The sequence below is a fragment of the Pseudomonas donghuensis genome, from assembly GCF_000259195.1.
Taxonomy (GTDB): Bacteria; Pseudomonadota; Gammaproteobacteria; order Pseudomonadales; family Pseudomonadaceae; genus Aquipseudomonas; species Aquipseudomonas donghuensis.
Genome location: NZ_JH650768.1, coordinates 82,559 through 105,954, shown reverse-complemented (window position 1 = coordinate 105,954; position 23,396 = coordinate 82,559). Strand labels below are relative to the sequence as shown.

Below are 23,396 nucleotides of genomic sequence, written 5' to 3'. Positions count from 1 at the left end.
CACACCCGCCAATGATGTTCAAAAAGCCGCTGGCGGCGAACTCTTCGACCACCACGGCCATCTCGGCCGGGGTTTCGTCGTATTCACCGAAGGCGTTCGGCAGGCCGGCGTTGGGGTGCGCCGAGACATGCGTGCCGGCCTTGGTCGACAGCTCTTCGAGGTAGGGGCGCAGGTCCTTGGCGCCGAGGGCGCAGTTCAGGCCCACGGAGATCGGGTTGGCGTGGCGCACCGAGTTCCAGAAGGCTTCGGTGGTCTGCCCCGACAGGGTCCGGCCGGAGGCGTCGGTGATGGTCCCGGAGATCATGATCGGCAGTTCGACGCCGTCCTCCTCGAACACCTGCTGCACGGCGAAGATCGCCGCCTTGGCGTTGAGGGTGTCGAAGATGGTTTCGATCAGGATCAGGTCGGCGCCGCCCTCGATCAGGCCGCGGGTGGCCTCGATGTAGTTTTCTACCAACACATCGAAGGTGACGTTGCGGTAGCCCGGGTCGTTGACGTCGGGGGAAATCGAGCAGGTGCGGCTGGTCGGGCCGAGTACGCCGGCAACGAAGCGTGGTTTGTCCGGCGTCTCGAGGGTCTTGGCGTCGGCCACCTGGCGGGCGACGCGCGCGCCTTGCACGTTGAGCTCGTAGACCAGTGCTTCCATGCCGTAGTCGGCCTGGGAAATCTGCGTGGCGTTGAAGGTGTTGGTTTCGAGAATGTCGGCGCCGGCGTCCAGGTAGGCTTTCTCGATAGCGGCGATGACGTCGGGGCGCGACAGCAGCAACAGGTCGTTGTTGCCTTTGACATCGCTTGGCCAATCGGCGAAGCGCGTGCCACGATAGTCGTGTTCCTCGAGGCGGTAGCTTTGGATCATAGTACCCATGCCGCCATCGAGAATCAGGATGCGCTCTTTGAGTGCTTGCTGAAGTGCTTGGAAACGAGCGCTGCGGTCAGACATAGGACTACCTGGTCGGGCAAAAACAAAAGTTGCGGAATAATAACAAAGCTGCGCGGTTTTTAGACGTGTTGAAGATTTACATGAATTTCATTCATGTTGGCACGCCGCCAGCACCGGTAGAATCGTGAAGCTATCAATACCCAGGACATTCGGCACATGGTGCATCGCTTACTTGCCGGCGCTTTCGCTCTGTTCATCAGCGGCGTGGCGTTGGGGCAAGCCCCTCAATCAAGCTCGGCTATTTCGTATACCCGGGACATCCAACCGATCTTTACCGAGAAATGCGTGGCCTGCCACGCCTGCAACGACGCGGCCTGCCAGCTGAACCTGGGCAGTGCCGAGGGTGCCTCGCGGGGCGCTTCGAAAGTGCCGGTGTACCAGGGCGACCGCAGCACGGCGGTGGCGCCGACGCGGCTGTTCTACGACGCCAACAGCACGCAAGCCTGGCAGCGCAAGGGCTTTTACTCGGTACTCGACAACCAGGGCAGCCAGGCTGCGCTGATGGCGCGGATGCTCGAACTGGGGCACAAAACCCCGCTGACGCCCAACGCCAAGCTGCCCGAGGAGATCGTCCTGGGCCTGAACCGCAACAACATGTGCCCGCTGCCCGGCGAGTTCGACGCCTATGCCGGCGCGCACCCGAAAGAGGGCATGCCGCTGGCGGTCACCGGCCTCACCGATGCCCAGTACCAGACCCTGCAACGCTGGCTGGCGGCCGGTGCGCCGGTGGAGCACAACCCGATCCAGCCGAGCGCCAAAGAGGCCGCGCAGATCGCCGACTGGGAGGCGCTGCTCAACCGCCCGGGTTCGACCGAAGCGCTGGTCGGCCGCTGGCTGTACGAGCACCTGTTCCTGGCCCACATTCATTTTGTCGGTGGCGAGCAGGGGCACTTCTTCCAGTGGGTGCGTTCGCGCACGCCAAGCGGCCAGCCGATCGACCTGATCGCCACGCGCCGGCCCAACGACCCGCCGGGCACCGACTTCTATTACCGGCTGATGCCGGTGCAGGGCGTGATCGTGCATAAAACCCACATCACCTACCCGATGGGCCCGCAGAAGCTCAAGCGCGTCAAGCAGCTGTTCTACAGCGGCGACTGGCACGCCAATGCGCTGCCCGGCTATGGCCCGCGCCACCGTGCCAACCCGTTCGAGACCTTCGAAGCGATTCCGGCGGTGGCCCGTTACCAGTTCATGCTCGATAACGCCGAGTACTTCGTACGCACCTTCATCCGTGGCCCGGTGTGCCGTGGCCAGATCGCCACCGACGTGATCCGCGACAACTTCTGGACGCTGTTCCAGGAACCGGCCCACGACCGCTACCTGACCGATGCCGAGTATCGCGGCCAGGCCACGCCGCTGCTGGCCATGCCCGGGCAGATCGACGACGTCGGCAGCATCCTGACCCTCTGGCATGCCTACCGCGACAAGCGCAACGAGTACGAAAAGCTGCGCCGCGATGCCTATGCCGAAGTCCCGCCGCCGAGCTGGTCGACCCTGTGGGCCGGTAATGACAACGCGCTGTTGACCATCTTCCGCCACTTCGACAGCGCCTCGGTGAGCAAGGGCCTGATCGGTGACGTGCCGAAGACCATCTGGCTGTTCGACTACCCGCTGTTCGAGCGCACCTATTACCAGCTGGCGGTCAACTTCGACGTCTATGGCAACGTCTCGCACCAGGCGCAGACGCGGCTGTACTTCGACCTGATCCGCAATGGCGCCGAGGTCAACTTCCTGCGCCTGATGCCGGCCGATGCCCGTGCTGCGATCCTCGGCGACTGGTACCAGAACAGCGGCAAGGTGAAGATGTGGATGGACTATGAGGACATCGACACCGACACCCCGAGCGCGCTGAAGCTGGACAAACGCGACCCCAAGCGTGACTTCGGCCTCAAGCTGATCCAGCGTACCGGCAGCCTCAATGCCACGCCCGACCCGATCAACCGCTGCCAGGGTGCCTACTGCTCGCGCCCGCAGATGAGCGAAGCGTTCCGCGATGTCGAACAGGCCCTGAGCCGCCTGGTATCACGCCCGGCGGCCGGCCTCAAGGTGATCAACCAGTTGCCGGAAGCGACCATGCTGCGCATCGAAGGGCCGGGCGGCCAGCGCCAGGTCTATAGCCTGCTGCGCAACCGCGCCCACAGCAACGTCGCCTTCATGCTCGGCGAGGCCTACCGTTACCAGCCGGGCCTGGACACCCTGACCCTGGTGCCGGGCGTGCTCAGCAGCTACCCGAACTTCATCTTCAACGTCCCGGCCAGTGATGTGCCGGAGTTCGTCGAGGACCTGGAAGCGGCCCGTGATGACACCGCCAAGTTCGAGCGTATTGTCATGCGCTGGGGCGTGCGTCGCAGCCATCCGCAGTTCTGGCAGTACTTCCATGACCTCGACAGCTACATCAAGGAGACCGAGCCGGTAGAGTCGGGCGTGCTCGACATGAACCGCTACGAGAATCTCTGAACATGATCTTTTCCGACAGAATTACTAGGACTTTGTTCGGCGGCCAGGTTGGCGTAAACTGCCGACAAGTCTGTGAGGAACTTCCATGAGCGCCATAACTATTACCGACGCCGCGCACGATTACCTGGCCGATCTGCTGGAAAAGCAGAACACCCCGGGTATTGGCATTCGCATTTTTATTACCCAACCGGGCACCACCTACGCCGAGACCTGCATTGCCTACTGCAAGCCGGGCGAAGAGAAGCCGGAAGACCAAGCGGTGGGCCTTAAATCCTTCACCGCCTACCTCGACGCGGTCAGCGTGCCGTTTCTCGAGGACGCCGTGGTCGACTACGCCACCGACCGCATGGGCGGCCAGCTGACCATCAAGGCGCCGAACGCCAAGGTGCCGATGGTCAACGAAGACAGCCCGATCAACGAGCGTATCAACTACTACCTGCAAACCGAGATCAACCCGGGGCTGGCCAGCCACGGCGGCCAGGTCAGCCTGATCGAAGTGGTCGAGGACGGTATTGCCGTGCTGCAGTTCGGTGGCGGTTGCCAGGGCTGCGGCCAGGCCGACGTGACCTTGAAGGAAGGCATCGAGCGGACCTTGCTCGAGCGTATTCCGCAACTCAAGGGTGTGCGTGATGTGACTGACCACAGTCAGAAAGAGAACGCCTACTACTAGCTCCATAGGGCCCCATCGCTGGCAAGCCAGCTCCCCCAGGTACAGCATGCACCGAACCTTGTGGGAGCTGGCTTGCCAGCGATGGCGGTCTTCAAGCCTCAAAAGTCATAACTGACACTCACATAGTAAAACGCCCCCTGCGCCCCCTCCGGCGACGTAATCGAATACTTCGGCACCCCGTACAACTGCGGCCCTTCGAGCTTGTCCGGATGGCTGTCGAACAGGTTGATCGCGCCCACCGACAGTTTCAGCCCCTGGTCGAAGCTGTAGCTCAGGTCCAGGTCGGTGATCCACTGCGGGCTGAAGGTCTGGTCCAGGTTCGGGTTGCTGCTGTTCAGGCTCTGCCACTGGCCATAACGGCGCTGGGTCAGGGTCACGCCCCAGTTCTCGTACAGCCAGTTGGCGCTCAAGGTCAGCTTGTCTTCCGGCGTGCCGTGTTCGATCAGGCCCTGGGTGGCGCGGCCGACGATCTGCTCGCCGCTGATACCGCCGACATCGCGCAGCTCGGTGATTCGCGTGCGGGTCTTGGCAACGCCTGCGTTGAGGTTGAGCCGGCCAAACTGCTGCAAGTCCCACTGGTATTGCCCCGCCAGTTCCAGGCCGTCGGTGCGGGTGTCGGCGATGTTGGTGTAGAACGCCGCGCTCTGGATGTTGGCGTAGGGCGTGCCGGCAAAGATCGGCCCGACCACGTTGCTGGGCAACTGGTCGGAGAGGGTGATGCGGTTGTCGATATCGATGCGGTAGGCATCCAGGGTCACCGAAGCGTTGCTCAGCGGGCGCCAGACCAGGCCCAGGGACAGGTTGGTGGACTCCTCGGGCTTCAATGCGCGGCCACCGAGCAAGGCCGCCTCCGGGCTGTCGGCGCGCAGGGTGCGCTGCTGTACTTCGACCCAGTTGCCGCTGCCTGAAGGCTGTTCGACCACCTGCACGCTGAACGACGACAAACCGCTCTGCACCAGCGATGGCGCGCGGTAACCGGAACTGATGCTGCCGCGTGCGGCGATTTGCGGGGTGAAGTCGTAGCGCAGCGAAAGCTTGCCGTTGGTGGTGTCGCCAAAGTCCGAATAATGCTCGGAACGCACCGCAACCCCGGCCTGGAACTTGTCGGTGATCTGCCCTTCGACATCGACATAGGCACCGAACACCTTGCGCTCAAGCGACGCGGCATCGACCTGGGTGATGCCTGCGTAGTAACCGGGAATGCGCCGGCCACTCAGTGGGTCGAGCGTGTTGAACAGCGGCCCGTTCTGCCAGCCAGCCGCTTCGCCGGCACTCAGGCTGTAGTGCTCCTTGCGCCAGGCCAGGCCCGCCGACAGGGTCAGCGGCTTGGCCAGCAGGTCGGTAGGGAAGTCGCGGACCCAGTCCAGGGTCAGGTTGGTCTGTTCGTTCTCGCGCTCGCCGGTGTAGATCTTCTGCGGGCTGGCGTTGCCCCAGCTGGGGTTGATGGCATTGCGGTCGGTGGACTTGAGCGTGTCGTTGCCGTAGTTGGCCGCCAGGTCGAACTTGCCCAGTTGCTCGTCTTCGTAACGCACGCCACCGGTCACGGCATAGTCTTCAAGGTTGTAGCGGGTGATCGGCAAACGACCGTCCGGGTAGCGCTGCAGGGCCACGCTGCCGTAGTTGTTGCGCAGGGTTGTCGGCGGGTCGAAGAAGCCTTCGGCGTCGGTGTTCTTGTGCGCGTAGGTGGCAAAGCCGTAGGCGGTCAGGCCGTCGCCGATGCCGAGCTCGCTGTTGGCCACCAGGTTGTACTGGTCGGAGACATTGCCCGAGCCCCAGTTCCAGGTGCGGTAGCGGTTGTTCTGTTCGCGCTCGCTGTTGATGCTGGGGGAGCCGGGGTAGAAAATGCGGTTGTCCGGGCGGGTGTCGCTGGCCGGGTCCTGGCTGCCGGCATCGAAACTCAGGTTGAGAAAACCATCGTTGGGCAGGGCCAGGCCCTTCCAGCCGCTGAGCTTGCGCTGCAGGCCGTCGCCCTTGGCGTAGCCGCCAAAACGATAGCCGATGTTGCCGCCGGCGTCGTTCTCCTTGAGCACGATATTGATCACCCCGGCGATGGCATCCGAGCCGTACTGGGCAGCGGCGCCATCACGCAGGATCTCCACCCGCGAGATGGCGCTGAGCGGGATCAGGCTCAAGTCCACCGCCGCCGCACCGCGGCCGTTGGCCAGGCCCTGGCGGGTGACGTTGGCACTGCTGTGGCGGCGCTTGCCGTTGACCAGCACCAGCACCTGGTCGGAGGCCAGGCCGCGCAACGAAGCGCCCTGGGCAATGGAGCCGGCAAAGGCCCCTTGCGGCGACTGCGGGAAGCTGAACGACGGCGACAGTGCGGTGAGGGCAGCGGACAAATCCTGCGCGCCGGTTTCCTGCAACTGCTCGGCGCTGAGCACATCCACCGGGGCGGCGCTTTCCAGGGCGGTGACATCACTGCGACGGGTGCCGACCACCACCACGGTGTCGAGCTTGCTGTCGCTGGCGGCGGGCGCCTGGGCGTAAACGCCGGGCGCGCCGAAGCCGCCGATGACCAGCGCGATGGCGCTGGCCTTGGGGGTAGGTCGGAACATGGGAACAGACTCCTGTAAGACGCAAAAGGTGCAGCGATCAGAACCGGCTGGTGACACTCAGGCCCACGGTGCGCGGGTCGCCATAGGTGATCACGTACTGGCCGGCGGTGCCGTTGGGGCGGCCGTGGACCTGGTAGCGGCGGTCGGTGAGGTTGTTGACGAAACCGGTGACGCTGAGCTTTTCATCCGGGCTGAACCAGGTCAGGCGGGTATTGGCCAGGGTGTAGTGCGGCTGGTTGAGGGGCTGGTCGGCGCTGCTCTGGCGATCGGCGAGGAAGTACTCGCGGTCACGGAAGCTGACATCGGCACCGGCCACCAGCTTGCCGCCGACTTCCAGCGGGATGGTGTAGTCGCCACCCAGCGACACCACGTAGCGCGGCGAACGCACGAAACTGTTGCCGCTGTAGTCGGCGGTGACAGCACCGGTGGTGGGGTTGGTGTTCTTGAAGTCGGTGTATTCGGTGTCGAGGAACGACAGCGCCGCGCGCAGGTGCAGGGCGTCGGTTGGCTGGCCCTCGATTTCGAGCTCGGCGCCCTTGACCTTGCCCTTGGCACCGTTGGTCAGCGCCGTGGTGAGGATGCCGTTGTTGACCGTCAGCAGGTTGACCTGGATGTCCTGGTAGTCGTAGTAGAACAGGTTGGCGTTGACCGTCAGGCGATGGTCGAGCCATTCGGATTTAAGCCCCAGCTCGTAGGCGTCCAGCTCTTCCGGATCGACCGTGGTCAACTGCGCGAGGCTGGTCGACAGCCCGGTGTTGAACCCACCGGAACGAAAGCCATGGGCGTAGCGGAAGAACACCCGCAGGTTGTCATTGATGCGGTACTCGGGGGTCAGGTCGTAGGTCCAGGCATCCCAGCGCTTGGCTTCTTCCTGGGAGCCGTTGCTGCCGTTGGCGGTCAGCGGGATCAGCGGGCCGTTGGCGGTGGCGCGGGTCAGTTGCACCAGGTCCAGGTCGATGTCCTTTTTCTCGGTGGTCCAGCGCAGGCCGCCGGTCACCGTCAGGTTGTCGGTGACGTCGTAAGCCAGGTTGCCGAACAGCGCGTAGCTGTCGGTCTTGTGGGTGTAGCTCAGGTCGCGAAAGTCCACCACGCCGCCAGTCTGGTTGGAGCCCGTACCATTGGGCGTCGGCCCCGGGGTGACGGTGCGCAGGGCGCTGCTGTCGAGGGTTTCGTGGAAGTAGTGGGCGCCGAGCATCCAGCGCAGGGTTTCCTGCTGCGGCGAGGCCAGGCGAAACTCCTGGGAATACTGGTCGTAGCGGTTGTCGCTGTCGGCGGCGCCGTTGACTTCATAGGGGGTGTAGTCGGCGTCGCTGAGCTGCTGGTTGCGGATGTAGTCGTAGGCGCTGATCGAGGTCAGCGTGTAGTCGCCGATGTCCCAGTTCAGGGTCAGCGAGGTGCCGTTGTGGTCGAGCTTGGCATCTTCATCGACGTTCAGCTCGATGCGCCGGCCTTCCGGGCGCTGGTAACCGACGTTGTAGTAGCGGCCGAGCGTTAGCGAACCGCTGCTGCCATCGCCCTTGAACTGGCGGCCGTGGATCTTCCACAGCGCTTCCAGGTCGGGGTTGAGCTTGGCCAGAAACTGCACGCGCACCGCCTTCTTGTTGACGTCGCCGTAGGTCTGGTCGTTGCTCAGGTTGTGGGTGAAGCCATCGCGCTCTTCGGAGTACAGCGACACCCGTGCGGCCAAGCGCTCATCGACCAGCGCGCCACCGATGGCACCACTGAGGATGCGCTCGTTCTTGCTGCCAAAACCGATCGTGCCAAAGCCGTCGGTCTCGAAGCCCGGCTTCTTGGAGATGATGTTCACCGCACCGGCGGTGGTGTTCTTGCCGTACAGGGTGCCTTGCGGGCCGCGCAGGATCTCGATGCGTTCCAGGTCGAACAGCGGGCCGCCGCCGGCCACCGGCGCATTGAGGTAGACGTCGTCGGCGTAGATGCCCACCGGGTAGACGGTGGCAGCGCCAGTGTCGCCGGTGCCCAGGCCGCGGATGTACCAGCGCGGGCGGCCGTCGCCGTCGGGGTTCTTCGCTGAAGCGTTGGGGATGAACGTGGTGATGTCGCCCATGGCCCGAACGCCGTCGGCGGTGATGCTGCTGCCTTGCACGGCGGTGACCGCCACAGGGACTTCCTGCAGGGTTTCTTCGCGGTGCTGGGCGGTGACCGTGACGGTCTTCAGGGCCGGTGTGGTGCTGTCGTCGGCCCTGAGCAGTTGCGACTGGCTGGCCAGCAGGATGCTCAGGCCGATGCCTGTGGCGATTGGGTTAAGTGTGTGCATGCTGCTGGTCTCCCCGGATGTGCAGTTGAAGGGGATAGAGCAGGGTTTGTGCCATGTTTGTAAGTTACTGTATTTAAGGGTGTTTAATGGATTTTTGGGGAGTGATTGTTAGCTATTCAGCAGGGGGTGTGGAATTCCTGTTGCTGGGGCAGCAATCGCGGGGCAAGCCCGCTCCTACAGGGTGGGAGCGGGCTTGCCCCGCGATCAGGTAGCGACCCGCGAAGTGGAGCCGATCACCGCCTCCAGCACCCTGAAATCAATCCACTCACGCACATCGAAGCGCCGCGGTATAAAGGCCCAGCGATGGAGAAAATCGGTGAAATCCTGCAACGCCTCGATCGAGCGGCTATCGAGCGTGGTGCGCAAGCGCCGATGGGCATCCTCGCCATAGGCCGCCGCCACCCAATACTCGCTGGTGTTCAGCTCACGGGCCAGGTAGCGCCGGGTTTCATCGGCATTGGCCCAGGCCCACTGCTCGGTGCGCAGCAGCACGTCAACGATGCGCTTGCAGGCACCGAAGTGCTGCTCCAGCAGGTTGATATCCACGGTCAAGGTGCGCGGCGTACCGTTGTTCGAACGAATCAGCGGGTCAGGGTGGGAGCCGGTGTCGATCACCACCCGCAAGCCGAACTCGTGGGCCAGTTGCAGCGCTGAGGCGCCCTTGAGGAAGATCGCATCGATATCCCCGCGCAGCAGGCCGATCAGTTCGTTGTTGCGCCGGCTGACCCGGTTCACCCCCAGGGTCACCGCTGCGCCATGCACATGGGTGACCTGTTCATCACTGTGAGTGCCGCCATAGGGGTAGTCGACCAGCTCGACATCGGCCACGCTCAGGCCTTCGAGTTTCAGCGCGTTCTCCAGCCCGCGCAGGGCCTGGGCGCGGGTGAAGTCGATCTGCACGTTGGCCCATTTCGGCAGGCCGAAGCGGCGGTTCTTCAGGTCGCGAACCGTGCGCACGCCACTGTCTTCGGTGGTCAGGATCAACTGCACTTCATCGGCCCAGCTCAGGCCCAGCACGCGGGTCTGCACGCCGCTGGCATAGGCCCAGATCGCCGGAATGTTGCCGCCGTGGCGCACCGAGTTGCGCAGGTGATGGTCGTAATGGGCTTCGCGCACTTCGCGCTCGCTGGATTCACGCAGCGACTGTATCGAGGTGCCCAGCGGCTGGAAGGCTTCGGCCAGGCGCCCGCTTTGCACGGCGATGCCAAGGCCGGTGGGCACCGGGCTGTGGGTGTACCAGAGGGTGTCGAGGGGTGTACTCATCGTGGGTTCCAGTCCTTGTAGAGTGGCCGGTTAGCCGGCCAGTGTGGTCTGCAGCCCATCCATGGGGCGGCGGTCGATCCATTGGCGCACATCGAACGCCGTGCGGATAAAGCGCCAGCGCTGCAGGAAGGCAATGAAGTCCTGCAGGGCGGCGATGGCCTGTTCGTCGAGGGCGGTGTGCAGGCGCTTGTGGGCGTCTTCGCCGTAGGCGCGGCTGACCCAGTACTCGCTGCTGTTGGTTTCCAGGGCCAGGTAGCGGCGGGTCTGCTCCGGGTGCTGGTGAGCCCAGGCTTCGGCGCGCAGCACGCTGTCGAGCACCCGGGTGGCGACGGGCAGGTGCTGGTCGAGCAGCGCCTGGTCGACCGTCAGGGTGCGCGGCGTGCCGTTGTTGCTGCGCATCAGCGGGTCGGGGTGGGCGCCGATGTCCAGTAATGTGCGCAGACCGAAATCATGGGCCTGCTGCACGGCGCTGGCGCCCTTGAGAAAGATCGCATCGACGTCACCGCGCAGCAGGCCGATCAATTCCAGATTGCGCGCTTCTTCACTGCTGGTCACGCTGCTGCCGGCAACAACGCGCACCGGGCTGTCACTGAAACCGCTGTCGTAGCGGAAGTTGACCAGCTGCAAGTCGCCGACCTGCAAGCCTTCGAGTTTCAGCGCGTTTTCCAGCCCGCGCAGGGCCTGGGCGCGGGTGAAGTCGATCTGCGCGCGGGCGCGGTCGGGCAAGCCGAAACGCTTGCCAGCCAGCTGCTGGATGCTGTGAATGCCGCTGTCGGCGCGGGTCAGGATCAACTGCGCTTCATCGGCCCAGGACAGCCCGATCAGGCGCGTGGCACGGCCTTGGGCGCGGGCCCAGATCGCCGGGATGCTGCCGCCATGGCGCACCGAATGGCGCAGGCTGTGATCGAAGTGCGACTCGCGCACAGCAGCATCGTCGGCCTCGCGGATCGACTGCACCTGGGTGCCGAGGCTGCGCAGGCTGTCCTGTAACCAGCCTTGCTGCACGGCGATGCCCAGCCCCGTGGGCACCGGGCAGCGGGTGTACCAGAGGGTATCGAGGGGTGTGCTCATGTCAGGCTCCGGTCAGGCAGTAGCGGTCAGGGGCAGGGCGGCGGGCGGCGCCTGACGCACCAGCGGCAGCACCTCTTGGCCGATGCGCAGGGCTTCTTCCAGGTGCGGGTTGCCGGCCAGGATGAAGGTCGAAAAGCCGGCGTCGCGGTACTCGGCCAGGCGCTCGGCAATGTGCTCGTGGCTGCCCACCAGGCCCACGGTCGGCCCAGGCTTGGCCTTGGCGAATCCGGCCCAGAGGTTGGGACCGATGATCAGGTCGTCGAAGCGCTGGATGTTCTGGTGATAGGCGGTTTGCCGTGCACCGCCGACCGAGTCGCTGGCGCTGGTGAAGGCCGTGGAGACGGCGCTGGGCTTGCCTCCGAGCTTGTCGAACTGACGGCGCAGGTCGCGCCAGGCGGCTTCTTCGGTTTCACGCGCGAACAGGTCGACCCGCAGACCGAAGCGCACCGTGCGCCCTTGCTTGTCGGCAAGCTCACGTACCCGCTCGATGTGCGGCTTGAGCTGCTCAACCGGCTCGGCCCAGTTCAGGTACACGTCGGCGTGGCGGGCGGCGACTTCTAGTGCCGGCTCGGAGAAGCCGGAGAAGTACACCCCTGGCTTGCGTTCGTTACCCAGGTGCGGCGGCAGTGCGCCGTTTTCCAGGCGGTAGATGTCGCCGTCGTAAGAGAAGCGCTCGTTGCTCCACAAACCCTGGATGATGTCGAGGAACTCGCCGGTACGCTTATAGCGTTGGTCGTGGTCGAGAAAGTCACCCTGGGCGCGCTGGCTGGCCGGGTTGCCGCCGGTGATGATGTTCCAGTCCAGGCGCCCGTGGCTCAGGTGCTGGAGGATCGCCGCCTGCTGGGCGGCGTAGGCGGGCAGGGTCCAGGTGGCCTGGAAGGCGATCAGAAAGCGCAGCCGGCGGGTTTCCCGGGCCAGGGCCGCGGCGGCGATCCACGGCTCGGGGCCGGTGGGCAACAGCGCGCCTTCGAAGCCTGCAAGTTCCGCGGCCTTGGCCACCTGGGCGATGTAGTCGATGTAGGTGAAACCGTCGGCGCTGCCGTCCTGCAGCAGGCCGGGGGCGATATGCCCGGGCGTGTGGCTGAAGCTGCCGCGGTTGTGCTTGTCGGTGCTCAGTTGCGGGCCGTCGGTGCCCAGGGGCAGACGCCAGAAGAATTCGGTGCTCATGGCTGTTCCTCGGTGAATGTGAGGACACTGGTGCAACGCCCATGCCACGCCGCGCGGGCCCGGAATTACAGGGGGTTGAGGGCAGGGGTGTTGCCAGGGCAGCAGCGGGTCAGCAGTGGCTGCGGCGGTTGCAGCACAACAGCATCGCTGGCAAGCCCGCTCCCACAGGCTGTGGGAGCGGGCTTGCCCCGCGAAAAGGCCCTCAACTAGCTTGCAGTTCAGCACCATGCTGATAGCGCCGGTACAACGCCGCATATTCGCCACTCCTGGCCAACAACTGCTGATGCGGCCCTTGCTCCACCAGCCTGCCCTCGCGAATCAGCACGATCCGGTCGGCATCGCGGATGGTCGCCAGGCGGTGGGCGATGATGATCGCCGTGCGCCCCTCGCACAGCCGCCGCAGTGCCCGCTGGATGCGCCGCTCGGTGTGCACGTCGACCGCCGAGGTGGCCTCGTCCAGCACCAGCACCGCCGGGTCGGCCAGGTACGCCCGCACCAGGCACACCAGCTGGCGCTGGCCCTGGCTCAGGTGGCTGCCCAGCGGCCCGACCTGGGTGTCGTAGCGATGGGGCAGGCGCTCCAGCACCTCGTCGGCACCCAGCTCGCGCACCGCAGCAATCAGGGTTTGATCCTCGGCATCCGGTGCGGCCAGGCGCAGGTTGTCGAGAATGCTGCCGTTGAACAGTACGTTGTCCTGCAGCACCACACCCACATGGCGGCGCAACTGTTGCTGGCTGAGCTGGCGGATATCGACGCCATCGAGGGTCACTGCGCCCCGGTCGACTTCGTAGAAGCGCGTGAGCAACTGCACCAGGGTACTTTTGCCATGCCCGGACGGGCCGACGATCGCCAGCACTTCACCGGCATGAATGCGCAGGTCCAGGCCGTCGATCACCGGCCGGGCCGGCTGTGGCAGGTAGGCAAACTGCACCTGTTGAAAATGCACCTCGCCACGGGCCCGGGGCAGGTCAACCGGGGTAAGCGGGTCGAGGATCTGCGGCGCCGTGTCGAGCAACAGGAAGATCCGTTGGGCCGAGGCGGAACCGGTCGCGTAGCGTTCGAACAGGTCGGTCAGCTCTTGCAATGGCCCGAGGAACAGCATCACGTAGAACAGGCTCTCGCCCACCTGGCCGACTGTGACGGTGCCCGCGGCCAGGCTGTAGCCGCCGACCAGCACCAGCACCGCCATGCCGGCGGCGGTGAGCAGGGCGGTAAAGGGCGCGAACCAGCCCGAGCGCAAACTGCCGACGATCAGCGCGTTGTTGAAGGCGTGCAGCAACTGCTGGTAGCGCGCCAGGTTCGGCGCTTGCTGGCCGGTCTGCTGCAACAGGCGAACGCCGCTGACGCTCTCGACCAGGTGCGCGGTAAAGCGGCTGCGCTGTTCGGCGACCTTGGCCCAGTTGCGCTGGGCGATGCGCTTGAAGGCCCAGGTCGCCGCCAGCAGCAAGGGCACGCTACCGATCAGGCTGAAGAAGAACAGCGGTTCGATCAGCCACAGCATCACGGCCGCCAGGCTACAGCGCAGCAGGGCGCCGAGCAGCTCCGGCGGGCCCTGGATCAGCAGCGGCTCCAGGGCATCGACGTCGCGGTCGGCGCGGGAAATGATGCGCCCGGCGCGGGTGCGATCGAAGTAGCCGACGCTCAAGGCCTGGACATGGGCAAACACCCGCACCCGCAACTGGTTGAGCACGCCGATGGCGGCGCTGCCGGCAATGTACTGCGACACCCCGGCAAGTAGAAAACGCCCCAGCCAACTGGCCGTAAGCCCCAACCCCAGCCATAGCACCAGTGGCTGGGCGAGCAGCCAGCGGTTGCCGTCGTGGATCAGGCCGCGGTCGAGCAGTTCACGGACGAACCAAGGGCGCAGGAACACGGTGAACACCAGCACCAGCTCCAGGCCAATCACCCAGGCGATCTGCTTGCGCACCGGCCGCAGCAACGGCAGCAGGCGCTGGAACATGCTGCGGTCGAGGGCTTTTTTGGCCAGCAGTTCTTCGATTTCGATATCGCTCAGGGCGTTGCCCGGCAGTGGCTTAGCCATGGTCGATCCCCAGCAGGTCACGGTAGGTCGGGTTGCGTTGCAGCAGTTGCGCGTGGGTACCGCTGTCGGCGATGGCGCCATTGTCGAGCAGCAGCACGCGGTCGGCGCGTTGCACGGTGGAAACCTTGCTGGCGATCAACAGCAGGGTAGTGGCCTGTGGTTGCCGGCGCAGGTTGTCCAGCACTCGGCCTTCGCTGTGCGCGTCGAGGGCGCTGGTGGCGTCGTCCAGGCAGAGAATGGCGGGCGCGGCGAGCAATGCCCGGGCCAGGCACAAGCGCTGGCGCTGGCCGCCGGAGAGGGTCACGCCGCGATCGCCGAGCGGGCTGTCGAGGCCATCGGGCAAGCGTTCGAGGATATCCTCGGCGGCGGCCTGGTGCAGGGCCTGGAGCAGTTGCTGGCCGCTGGCGCCGGGGGCGCTCAGGCGCAGGTTGGCGGCGAGGCTGTCGGCAAACAGGAAGCTCTCCTGGGGCAGTACATGCACGCGCCGGCGCAGGTCGCTCAGGTCCAGGTCGCGAATGTCCTGCCAGCCGGATTGCGCGTTGCCGAGCAGCACACGGCCTCCGGCAGCATCGGTCAGGCGAGGCAACAGGCTGGCCAGCAGGCTCTTGCCGGTGCCGGTAGCGCCGACCAGGGCGACGGTTTCACCGGGTGCCAGCTCGAAGGCGCAGTGGCGCAGGATCGCCTGGCCACCGCCGGGGGCGGCCACGCTGACGTCTTCGAGCCTCAGCCCTAACGGCCCCTCGGGCAAGCGCTGACTACCGCCGACAATCAGCGCCGGCGCATCCAGCAACTGCCAGATACGCCCGGCCGAGGCGCGGGCGTCGGCGAAGGTCTGCATCACCCGGCCAATGCCTTCGATGCGAAACACCAGGGTGGTGGCGATCAGCAGCGAGGTCACCAGTTCGCCAATGCCGATCCGGCCTTCTGCGACCAATCGTGCACCCATCACTAGTATCCACACATGCCCCAGCGCCACCACCGCCTGCGGCAGCGGTATCCGCGAGCTGGCGTAGGCCAGGGCCTGGCGGGCCAGGGCGCTGAACTGCACAACCTGGCGCTCGAAGCCGGCGATGCGCTGGGCCTGCAGGCCGAACGACTTGATCACCCGCACCGAGCCAATGCCTTCGGCCAGGTCCTGGTTGACCCGGTCGTAGGCGGCGCCGACCGCGCGGTCGAGGCTCACCAGGCGCTCGGTCTGCAGGACGAAAATCCACACCCCGAGCACCGTCAGCAGCAACGGCCCGAGAGCCAGCAACGGGTCGTACCAGGCCAGCAGGCCGACGGTGGCCAGCACCACCAACGGCGTTTCGATCAATTGCCGCCAGAAGCTCACCAGCGCATCGCGAACCTTGTCGGCATCGCGAGTGGTGCGGGTGACCATCTCGCCCATGCCATGCTGCCAGTGATAGCCCAGGTGCAGGCGCAACACCTGTTCGAGCAGGCGTTCGCGCAGGCGCGTCAGCAATGCCTGGCCGAGGATCAGCGAGCCGATGGCGGCGGCGTACTGCAACAGCGCCCGGCCGAGGGCCACGCCGAGGATCAGCCAGAACCAGCGCCAGGCGCGCTGGCTGTCGAGGCTATCATCGGCCAGGCGCTGCACCGCCGTGCCGGCGCTGACCTCGTTGAGGGCGTGGCCGATCAGCCATTGCTGCCCGACCAGCCCGAGGTTGATGGAAACGAACAGCCCGGCGACCAGAGCGAAACGCCAGGGCATTTCGCGGTAGATCGCCAGGCTGCGCAGCAGCGGGTGTCGAGGGCTCATGAAGGACTCGCGGCAGAAGGAAAGTGTGTGCTCAGCGGCTGGCGCCGGCCTTTTGCTTGGCAGTGAGGATGGCGGTGTATTCGCCCGGGTCGATACCGTTGAGGTAGTAGTTGCCGACGTGGTGCAGGCGCCAGCGGATCGGGTCGTGGGTGGTGTGTACGCGGGCGTTGCGCCAGAAACGGTCGAGGTTCCACTTGCTCAAGGATGAACTGGCACCGAGCAGCGAGAAGATGTCGCTGGAGATTTTCAGCGAAGCACCATCGGCATGGGCGCGGGCGGTAGCCACCGAGAGGATCAGCTCGTCTTCCAGGGCCTTGTTGTCCGGCTCCCGCTCATGGGCGTCGAAGGTTCGCGCGGCGTCGCGCAGCAACGATTCGGCCGCGCGCAGGGCCACTGCGTACTCGCCGATCTGGCGGATGATATGCGGCTCGTCACTGGCCCGTTCCACCTCACTCTCGACCCACGGCCGGGCGTGCTGGTTGAGGTAGTCGATGCCGGCCTGCAAGGCGCCGGCGGCGATGCCGGTGTCGATGGCGGCGTGGAGGATCTGCGGGAAGGTCAGGCCGGTGCGCTTCATCGGGCCCTGGCGACGCAGTACGTAGCGCTCGTCCAGTTCGATGTTGTCGAAGATCACCGTGCCGCTGACCGAATTGTTCTGGCCGAAGGCGTCCCAGTCGTCGACCAGGGTCAGGCCGGGCGTGTCGCGCTGTAGCAGCACCCCGGCGCCGCCGTCATCGCTGGCGGCGGTCAGCGAGATCCACTCGGCCAGGTAGGCGCCGGTGGAGTAGAACTTGCTGCCGTTGAGGATCAGCTTGCCATCGGCGCGGCGCTCGACCCGGGTCTTGAGGGCGAACTTGTTCTTGCCGCCGACCTCGGCCAGGGCATTGCCCAGGCGCTTGCCGGCCAGCACGTCGCTGACCACGCCGTCGCGCACCTCGTCCGGGTAGCCGCTGAGCACGCCGCGCAGCATCACGTTGTGAATCTGCAGTAACTGGCCGACGCCGCCGTCGGCGCGGGAGATGATGCGCACGGTTTCAACGATGGTTTCTACCGACGCGCCCAGGCCACCCAGCGCTGCGGGTACACCGATGGCGGTGATGCCGCTGTCGGACAGCAACTGCGCCTGGCGCCGGGGCAGTTCGCGGTTGAGCAACGGGTCGGCGGCGAGGGCGGCGATGGCCTCGGCAATCTCATGGGCCGCGGCGATGGCCTGGGCGGGGCTGTGCAGGCGACGGGGCAGGGTACTCACGATAGGGCTTCCTTGAATGAACAGGTACCCAGGGCCTTGAGCAGGTTCTGTGCCATTGGCGGCAAAGCCCCGCGCAGCAAGGCTTGCGCAGCGTTTGCCAAGGCCGGGTGTTGCTGGAGCAGCAATCGGCGGGTGATTGTTGCTCTGGCAGCAGCAAGGCTGCGGCACAACTGCTGGCAGATCAGCAGTCGATGCCTTTGACAAAGGGCAAAGTTCAATGAAATCAGGGCCTTGCCGAGTTGGCACGGGCGCTGCAATACCTCAGGCAAAGGCCACCTGGCCGATTCGATCCGCTTGATGGAGCATGCCCATGACAATCGCCGCCACCTTGCCGCTGCCTACCGCAACTTCGCTTGAGCAACTCTGGTTTACCCGCTGCCCGGTGCCGACCGCTTCCGGCATCGCCTATACCCTGGGCTGGCTCACGGAAGAATTCGCCGCCGACGGCCTGCCGGTACACACCCTGCAGGAAGCCCGGCAACTGGGCCATCACCACTACGATCACCAACTGCCCGGGCTGTTTCGCGAGGGCGGTAATGTCCCGGCCTTGGCCGCCCGCGCCGCCGGTGCGCCGAGCCGCCTGATCGGCCTGACCTGGATCGAGGAGTGGCAGACCATCCTGGTTCGCCCCGACTCAGGCATTCGCAGCGCCGCTGACCTCAAGGGCAAGCGCCTGGCTCTGCCGGCCTGGGGCGCCAACCGCCCCGGCAGCATCGCCCGGGCCATGAGCCTGCACGGCTACAAAGGTGCCCTGAGCCTGGCCGGGCTGAGCTTCGATGATGTCCAGCTGGTGGAAGTGGCGCTGCACTCCCAGGACGATGCACCGACCCCGCAGCAGGGGTTGCAGCGCCTGTGGTCGGGCCTGGATTACCTGGTGCGCGGCGAGGTCGATGCGGTCTACGTCAAGGGCGCTGCCGCCGCCGACGCTGCCCGGCGCCTGGGCCTGGTGGTGGGTATCGACCTGGACCAGATCGAAGACCCACGCTTGCGCATCAACAACGGCACGCCACGGCCGATCACCGTGCACCAGAGCCTGCTCGACGATCACTTCGAGCTGGTGGTGCGCTTTCTCGCCCAGACCCTGCGCGCCGCCGACTGGGCCCGCGATAACCGCGCCGGCCTGCTGCGCATCCTTCAGGACGAAACCCGCGCCGGTGCCGAAGGCGTCGATCAAGCCTACCGCGGCGACTTCCATACCACCCTGGCCCCGGACCTTTCGGCCGAGCGCCTGGCCTACCTCGACATCCAGAAAACCTTCCTCAACCTGCACGGCTTTCTCGAAGCCGATTTTGCCCTGGCCGACTGGGTCGACCCGCGTCCACTGCAAGCCGCCCAACAATTGCTGGCCGAACGCCGCGCCCGCGCTTAAAGGAGCATTGCCATGACTGTACTGACCAGCGACCACCTGATCGATGCCGAACTGAAAACCTTCATCGAGCAGGTGATCAACGAGGCCGAGCAGGCCTTCACCGTGTTCCGCGAAACCAACACCATCACCGCCAACGGCACCGTCGGCTTTATCGAGCGGGTACCGGGCCGCGAGCTGCTGGTGTCGGTCAACTACCCGGGGCCGTGGGAGTACCGCAAACCGCTGCAGGCCACGGTCAGCGACCTGGCCGGCAACCTGGTGCATGGCCAGGGCAAGGGCGGCCTGGGCCGATACGCCAAGCTGTTCCGCGAGCAGGCGCAGATCACCACGGTGTCCCATGTGCACTCGCCGTACCTGGGGGCCTGGGCCCAGACCCAGCGCACCTTGCCGTTCAACTATGTGCCGGTGCAGCGCTTCCAGCTGGCCCGCGAGCTGCCAACCTACATCGACCGGCGCCAGGACGAGGTCGATTTCATCCTCGAACGCCTGGTCGAGAACCCGTTCACCCCGGCCATCCTCGAAGCCAACGGCGGCGCCACGGTCTGGGGGCAGCACGGCCTGCGCGCCACCGCCGAGTTCATCGTGCTGCTGGAGGAGGGCGCGCAACTGCAACTGCTGGCCGAAGCCATCGGTGGCTCGCGGCCCTTCGGCCCGGGCGTGCTCACCCAGCAATGGAAGATGAGCAAGCTGATCGACAAGGCCAACGAGCTGGGCCTGATTCCCGCCACCGACCGCATTCGCGCCTGAGGAAAGACCATGGCAGTCAAGATTCTCTGGTACCTGACCAGCCCCGACGGCCCTTATCCATGGGAAGCCCAGGGGCGCTGGAAGACCGATTTTGCCCACCTCAAGCAACTGGCGGTGGCCAGCGATCGCCTCGGCTACTACGGCTCGCTGCTGGGCTCGAGCCCCAATGAAAGCCTGGCGGTGGCCGCCGCGCTGATCGACGCCACCGAGCGCTTGCGCTTTCTGGTCGCCCAGCACCCGGGCGAGCTGTCGCCGGCGGTGTTGGCCAAGTGGGCGCTGACCTTCGATGAGTTTTCCAACGGCCGCCTGTTGTTCAACGTGGTCAACGGCAGCGATGCCGGCCTGGCCCCCCTCGGTGTGCACTATCCGCACGATGAGCGCTACCAGTTCAGCCTGGAATACTGGCGCGCCTTCCAGAGCATCTACGCCGGTGAAACCGCAGGCTTCGACGGTCAGTACGTCAAGCTGGCGCCGCGCCCGGCTGCGGCGGCGCGCCACCCGCTCGGAGGCTGGCATCCGCCAAAACGCGCAAGCGTTCCGCTGTGGGGCGCAGGTACCTCGGGCCCGGGGGTTGCCCATTCGGTGCAACTGCTCGATGTCTACCTGAGTTTTGCCGACACTCCGCCAAAGCTTGGCGACAAGTTCCGCCGGGTGGCGGCGGAGGCGGCGAAGATCGGCCGCGAACTGACCTTCGGCACGCGCCTGCAGATTATCGTCCGCGAAACCGAAGAAGAGGCCTGGGCCCACGCCGAAAAGCTGCTGCAACAGACCTCGCTGGCCACCGCCCGCGCCGCCATCGAGCGCCAGTTGCCGCCAGGGCAAACGCTGGACACTTTCACCAGCGACAACCCGCAGATCCAGCGCAATGTGCAAAGTATCCGCGACGGCCGCCTGCCCAGCGCGCGGGAGCTTGAGATCTACCCCAACGTCTGGACCGGCCCGAGCCTGTTCGGCTTCAACATCCTCGGCCCTGCGGCCGGCACCTATCTGGTCGGCAGCGCCGAGCAGGTGGCCGAACGGATTCGCGAGTACCAAGCCCAGGGCACCTCGGCGTTCATTCTCTCGGGCTTCCCGCTGATCGATGAAGCCCACCGGGTCGCCGACCTGCTGTTCCCCTTGCTGGACCTGGACCACGGTTTCGACATTCCGCGCCTGAGTGCGCGCACGGTTGCCGAACCGGCTTAAGGAGTTGCCCATGCCAAACGAATTTTCCCGCCGGGTGTTCCTCGGCAACAGCCTGGCCGTCGGTGGCGGCCTGTTGCTAGGCTCCAGCCTGCTCAGCGGCTGCGGCGGCGGTGAGCCTGCCGTGGTCGGTGCCATCAGCCGCCCCACCCAGCCGGTGCGCGGTGGGCGCCTGCGGGTCGGCATCATCGACGGCGACCAGGCCGGCAACCTCGATGCGCACAAGCCGTCTGGCGGCGGGATCATTCGCGGCTGGGCGCTGTACAGCAAGTTCTGGGAGTGGAACGACGACGTCAGCACGCGCCTGGGCCTGGCCGAGTTTGCCGAGCCCAACGCCGATGCCAGCGCCTGGACCATCCGCATCAAGCCGGGCCTGGAGTTCCACCATGGCAAGAGCATCACTGCCGACGACATGCTGTTCTCGATCCTGCGCCTGACCGACCCGAAACTGGCTTCGCCGTTTGCCGGGCTGGTCGGCGCCATCGACCGTCAGGCCCTGCGCAAGCTCGATGAGCGCACCATCGAGATCCGCTTCAAGCAGGGCCGCAGCTTCTTCCCGCTGGATGAAACCCTGATCGCCTTCGGCGGCATCGTGCCGACCGATTACCACCCGGTGAGCAACCCGGTGGGGGCTGGGCCGTACCGGCTGAAAAGCTTCGTGCCGGGCCAGCGCGCGCTGTTCAGCCGTTTCGAGAATTACTTCAAACCCAACCAGCCGTATGCCGATGAGCTGGAGATCATTGAATTCAAGGACCAGGTGTCGCGGGTCGCGGCGTTGCGCGCCGGGCAGATCGACGTTGCCAGCGGCGTGCAGGCCGAGCACAGCGCCTTGATCAAGGCCGACCCGCGGCTGCAACTGGTGGTGTCGCCGACCACTTCGTTCAGTGGCTTTAACCTCAACACCGCCAAGGCGCCGTTCCAGGACGAACGGGTACGCCAGGCCTTCCGCCTGCTGGCTGATCGTCAGGAGCTGATCGGCCGTGGCCTCAATGGCTTCGGGCGCATCGCCAACGACCTGTACTCACCGCAGGACCCGACCTACAACCACGCCATCGCCCAGCGCGGCCACGACCTCGACCAGGCCCGCTCGCTGCTGCGCCAGGCCGGCGCCAGCGACCTGCGCGTCGAGCTGACCACCACTGCCAACGAAGTCAACGCCGCCCTGGTGTTCGCCCAGCAGGCGAAGAAGGCCGGGGTCGAAGTCAAGGTCACGCCGGTGGACAGCTCGGTGTTCAACGGCCCGCAAAAAGAACAGTGGCTGATGTCGCCAGGCTCCACGCCAGCCCGTGGCTTTCTTGCCACCGGCCTGCACAACGACGCGCCGCTGGCGATCTACAACCGCAGCAATTTTCGCGATGAGCGTTTCTCCGAGCTGTTCACCCAGGCCCTCGGCCAGCCCGACCTTGAGCGGCGCAAGCAACTGGTACATGAGGCCCAGGCCATCCAGCACCAGCGCGGCGGCTTGCTGATCTGGGGCTTTACCGACGTGCTCGATGCCGCCTCCAGCAAGGTTGGCGGCCTGCACGGCGAACAGACCACCTTCGCCTCCTGGCGTTTTGACAGCCTGTGGTTGAACCATGCCTGAACCGTGCGCACGAACCTCCCGACTCCCGGCCTGGCTGCCGTGGTTCATCGGCCGCCTGGGCTACGGCCTGCTCACCGCCTGGGTCATCAGCCTGGTGGTGTTCATCGCCACCCAGGCGCTGCCTTCGGACCCGGCGCGGGTCATTCTCGGCCCCGAGGCACCGCTGGAAAGCGTGCTGACCCTGCGCGAGCAATTGGGCCTGAACCGGCCGATCCTGGTGCAGTACTTCAGCTGGCTCGGCCAGGTGCTGCGCGCTGACCTGGGGATTTCCCTGGACTCCAACCAGCCGGTAGCCTCGATCATCTTCAGCCGCTTCAGCAATACCCTGGCGCTGCTGGCCGGGGTGCTGGTGCTGGTGGTGCCGCTGGCCTTGAGCATCGGTGTCAGCCTGGCCTTGCGCCGCGACAGCCGCCTGGACCGCTTTGGCCTGTCGGCGCTGATTTTCCTCAAGGCCACGCCAGGCTTTCTGCTGGCCATCGGCCTGGTGCTGCTGTTCTCCATGCCCCAGGTCAATCTGCTGCCGGCGGTGTCGATCCTCGACCCGGACAAGGCCCTGTGGCAGCAGCTTGAGTACCTGTTGCTGCCGATCTTCGCCCTGAGCCTGTCGTCGCTGCCGTACCTGGCACGCATGGTCCGCGCCTCGATGATCGAAGCGCTGGACTCGGACTACGTCAGCGCGGCGCGCCTGCGCGGTATCGCCGAATGGCGCATCGTCTGGCGCCACACCTTGCCCAATGCCCTGGTGCCGGCGATCCAGGGCGTGGCCCTGACCCTGCGCACCCTGATTGGCGGTGCGTTGCTGGCCGAGGTGATCTTCAGCTACCCGGGGATCGGCACCCAGCTCAATAGCGCGATCCAGATGCGCGACCTGCCGCTGGTGCAGGGCGTGGTGCTGGTCATCACCCTCGGGGTGGTGCTGATCAACCTGGTGGCTGACCTGCTTACCGTTCTGCTCACCCCGAAACTGCGCACCGCCCGCCGCGCCACCCTGATCCAGCGCAACCGCCGCGGCATCCAGAGCTGGTGGCGGCGCCCGGCGGCCAAAGCCCCTTGAAAGGAA

General features: G+C 65.7%; 16 protein-coding genes. 7 read left to right on the top strand and 9 right to left on the bottom strand.

Annotation, left to right across the window (positions count from 1 at the left end):
* Window positions 1–940, bottom strand: a 940-nt coding sequence (locus UW3_RS29675) for a homocysteine S-methyltransferase family protein (RefSeq protein WP_010223688.1), incomplete at its 3' end; no start/stop codon positions are given.
* Between the two features lie 156 nt (window positions 941–1,096).
* On the opposite strand from UW3_RS29675, the gene UW3_RS0116595 reads away from it, so the two are divergent.
* Together UW3_RS0116595 and nfuA are read left to right on the top strand one after the other, a co-directional pair.
* Entirely contained in the window at window positions 1,097–3,397 is a 2,301-nt protein-coding gene (locus UW3_RS0116595) for a fatty acid cis/trans isomerase (protein WP_010223687.1), read from the top strand.
* 85 nt (window positions 3,398–3,482) lie between these two features.
* On the top strand, window positions 3,483–4,067 hold the full coding sequence (gene nfuA, locus UW3_RS0116590; RefSeq protein ID WP_010223686.1) for a Fe-S biogenesis protein NfuA: 585 nt from the start codon (window positions 3,483–3,485) through the stop codon (window positions 4,065–4,067).
* 98 nt (window positions 4,068–4,165) lie between these two features.
* Here the strand turns inward: nfuA and UW3_RS0116585 are convergent, their stop codons facing one another.
* The 8 genes from UW3_RS0116585 to UW3_RS0116550 all read right to left on the bottom strand — a co-directional run bounded on the left by UW3_RS0116585 (window position 4,166) and on the right by UW3_RS0116550 (window position 17,453).
* On the bottom strand, window positions 4,166–6,625 hold the full coding sequence (locus UW3_RS0116585; RefSeq protein WP_010223685.1) for a TonB-dependent receptor plug domain-containing protein: 2,460 nt from the start codon (window positions 6,623–6,625) through the stop codon (window positions 4,166–4,168).
* A gap of 37 nt (window positions 6,626–6,662) precedes the next feature.
* A complete protein-coding gene (locus UW3_RS0116580; protein ID WP_010223684.1) occupies window positions 6,663–8,900 on the bottom strand; it encodes a TonB-dependent receptor in 2,238 nt (745 codons plus the stop codon).
* A 204-nt stretch (window positions 8,901–9,104) separates the two neighbouring features.
* Window positions 9,105–10,163 carry an ABC transporter substrate-binding protein gene (locus UW3_RS0116575; protein ID WP_010223683.1) on the bottom strand — a complete coding sequence of 353 codons (1,059 nt, stop codon included), beginning with the start codon at window positions 10,161–10,163 and terminating at the stop codon, window positions 9,105–9,107.
* A 30-nt stretch (window positions 10,164–10,193) separates the two neighbouring features.
* Window positions 10,194–11,234 (bottom strand): ABC transporter substrate-binding protein, encoded by a 1,041-nt coding sequence (locus tag UW3_RS0116570; protein ID WP_010223682.1) that lies wholly within the window; start codon window positions 11,232–11,234, stop codon window positions 10,194–10,196.
* 12 nt (window positions 11,235–11,246) lie between these two features.
* A complete protein-coding gene (locus tag UW3_RS0116565) occupies window positions 11,247–12,401 on the bottom strand; it encodes an LLM class flavin-dependent oxidoreductase (protein WP_010223680.1) in 1,155 nt (384 codons plus the stop codon).
* Between the two features lie 202 nt (window positions 12,402–12,603).
* Window positions 12,604–14,442 (bottom strand): ABC transporter ATP-binding protein, encoded by a 1,839-nt coding sequence (locus UW3_RS0116560; protein WP_010223678.1) that lies wholly within the window; start codon window positions 14,440–14,442, stop codon window positions 12,604–12,606.
* Entirely contained in the window at window positions 14,435–16,204 is a 1,770-nt protein-coding gene (locus tag UW3_RS0116555) for an ABC transporter ATP-binding protein (protein ID WP_010223676.1), read from the bottom strand. The genes UW3_RS0116560 and UW3_RS0116555 overlap by 8 nt, the downstream gene beginning before the upstream one ends.
* Window positions 16,205–16,235: 31 nt before the next feature.
* On the bottom strand, window positions 16,236–17,453 hold the full coding sequence (locus UW3_RS0116550; RefSeq protein ID WP_010223674.1) for an acyl-CoA dehydrogenase family protein: 1,218 nt from the start codon (window positions 17,451–17,453) through the stop codon (window positions 16,236–16,238).
* 310 nt (window positions 17,454–17,763) lie between these two features.
* On the opposite strand from UW3_RS0116550, the gene UW3_RS0116540 reads away from it, so the two are divergent.
* From UW3_RS0116540 to UW3_RS0116520, 5 genes are read left to right on the top strand one after another with little or no spacing between them, the layout of a single operon-like run.
* The gene (locus tag UW3_RS0116540) at window positions 17,764–18,822 is read left to right on the top strand and encodes an ABC transporter substrate-binding protein (protein WP_010223673.1); all 1,059 of its coding nucleotides are present in this window, start codon (window positions 17,764–17,766) and stop codon (window positions 18,820–18,822) included.
* Window positions 18,823–18,834: 12 nt separating this feature from the next.
* The gene (locus UW3_RS0116535; protein ID WP_010223671.1) at window positions 18,835–19,569 is read left to right on the top strand and encodes a class II aldolase/adducin family protein; all 735 of its coding nucleotides are present in this window, start codon (window positions 18,835–18,837) and stop codon (window positions 19,567–19,569) included.
* A 9-nt stretch (window positions 19,570–19,578) separates the two neighbouring features.
* Complete coding sequence (locus tag UW3_RS0116530) at window positions 19,579–20,754, top strand: LLM class flavin-dependent oxidoreductase (protein WP_010223670.1); 1,176 nt, start codon at window positions 19,579–19,581, stop codon at window positions 20,752–20,754.
* A gap of 10 nt (window positions 20,755–20,764) precedes the next feature.
* The gene (locus UW3_RS0116525) at window positions 20,765–22,336 is read left to right on the top strand and encodes an ABC transporter substrate-binding protein (protein WP_010223668.1); all 1,572 of its coding nucleotides are present in this window, start codon (window positions 20,765–20,767) and stop codon (window positions 22,334–22,336) included.
* Entirely contained in the window at window positions 22,329–23,390 is a 1,062-nt protein-coding gene (locus UW3_RS0116520; RefSeq protein ID WP_010223666.1) for an ABC transporter permease, read from the top strand. Before UW3_RS0116525 ends, UW3_RS0116520 begins: the two co-directional genes overlap by 8 nt.
* Window positions 23,391–23,396 lie beyond the last annotated feature (6 nt).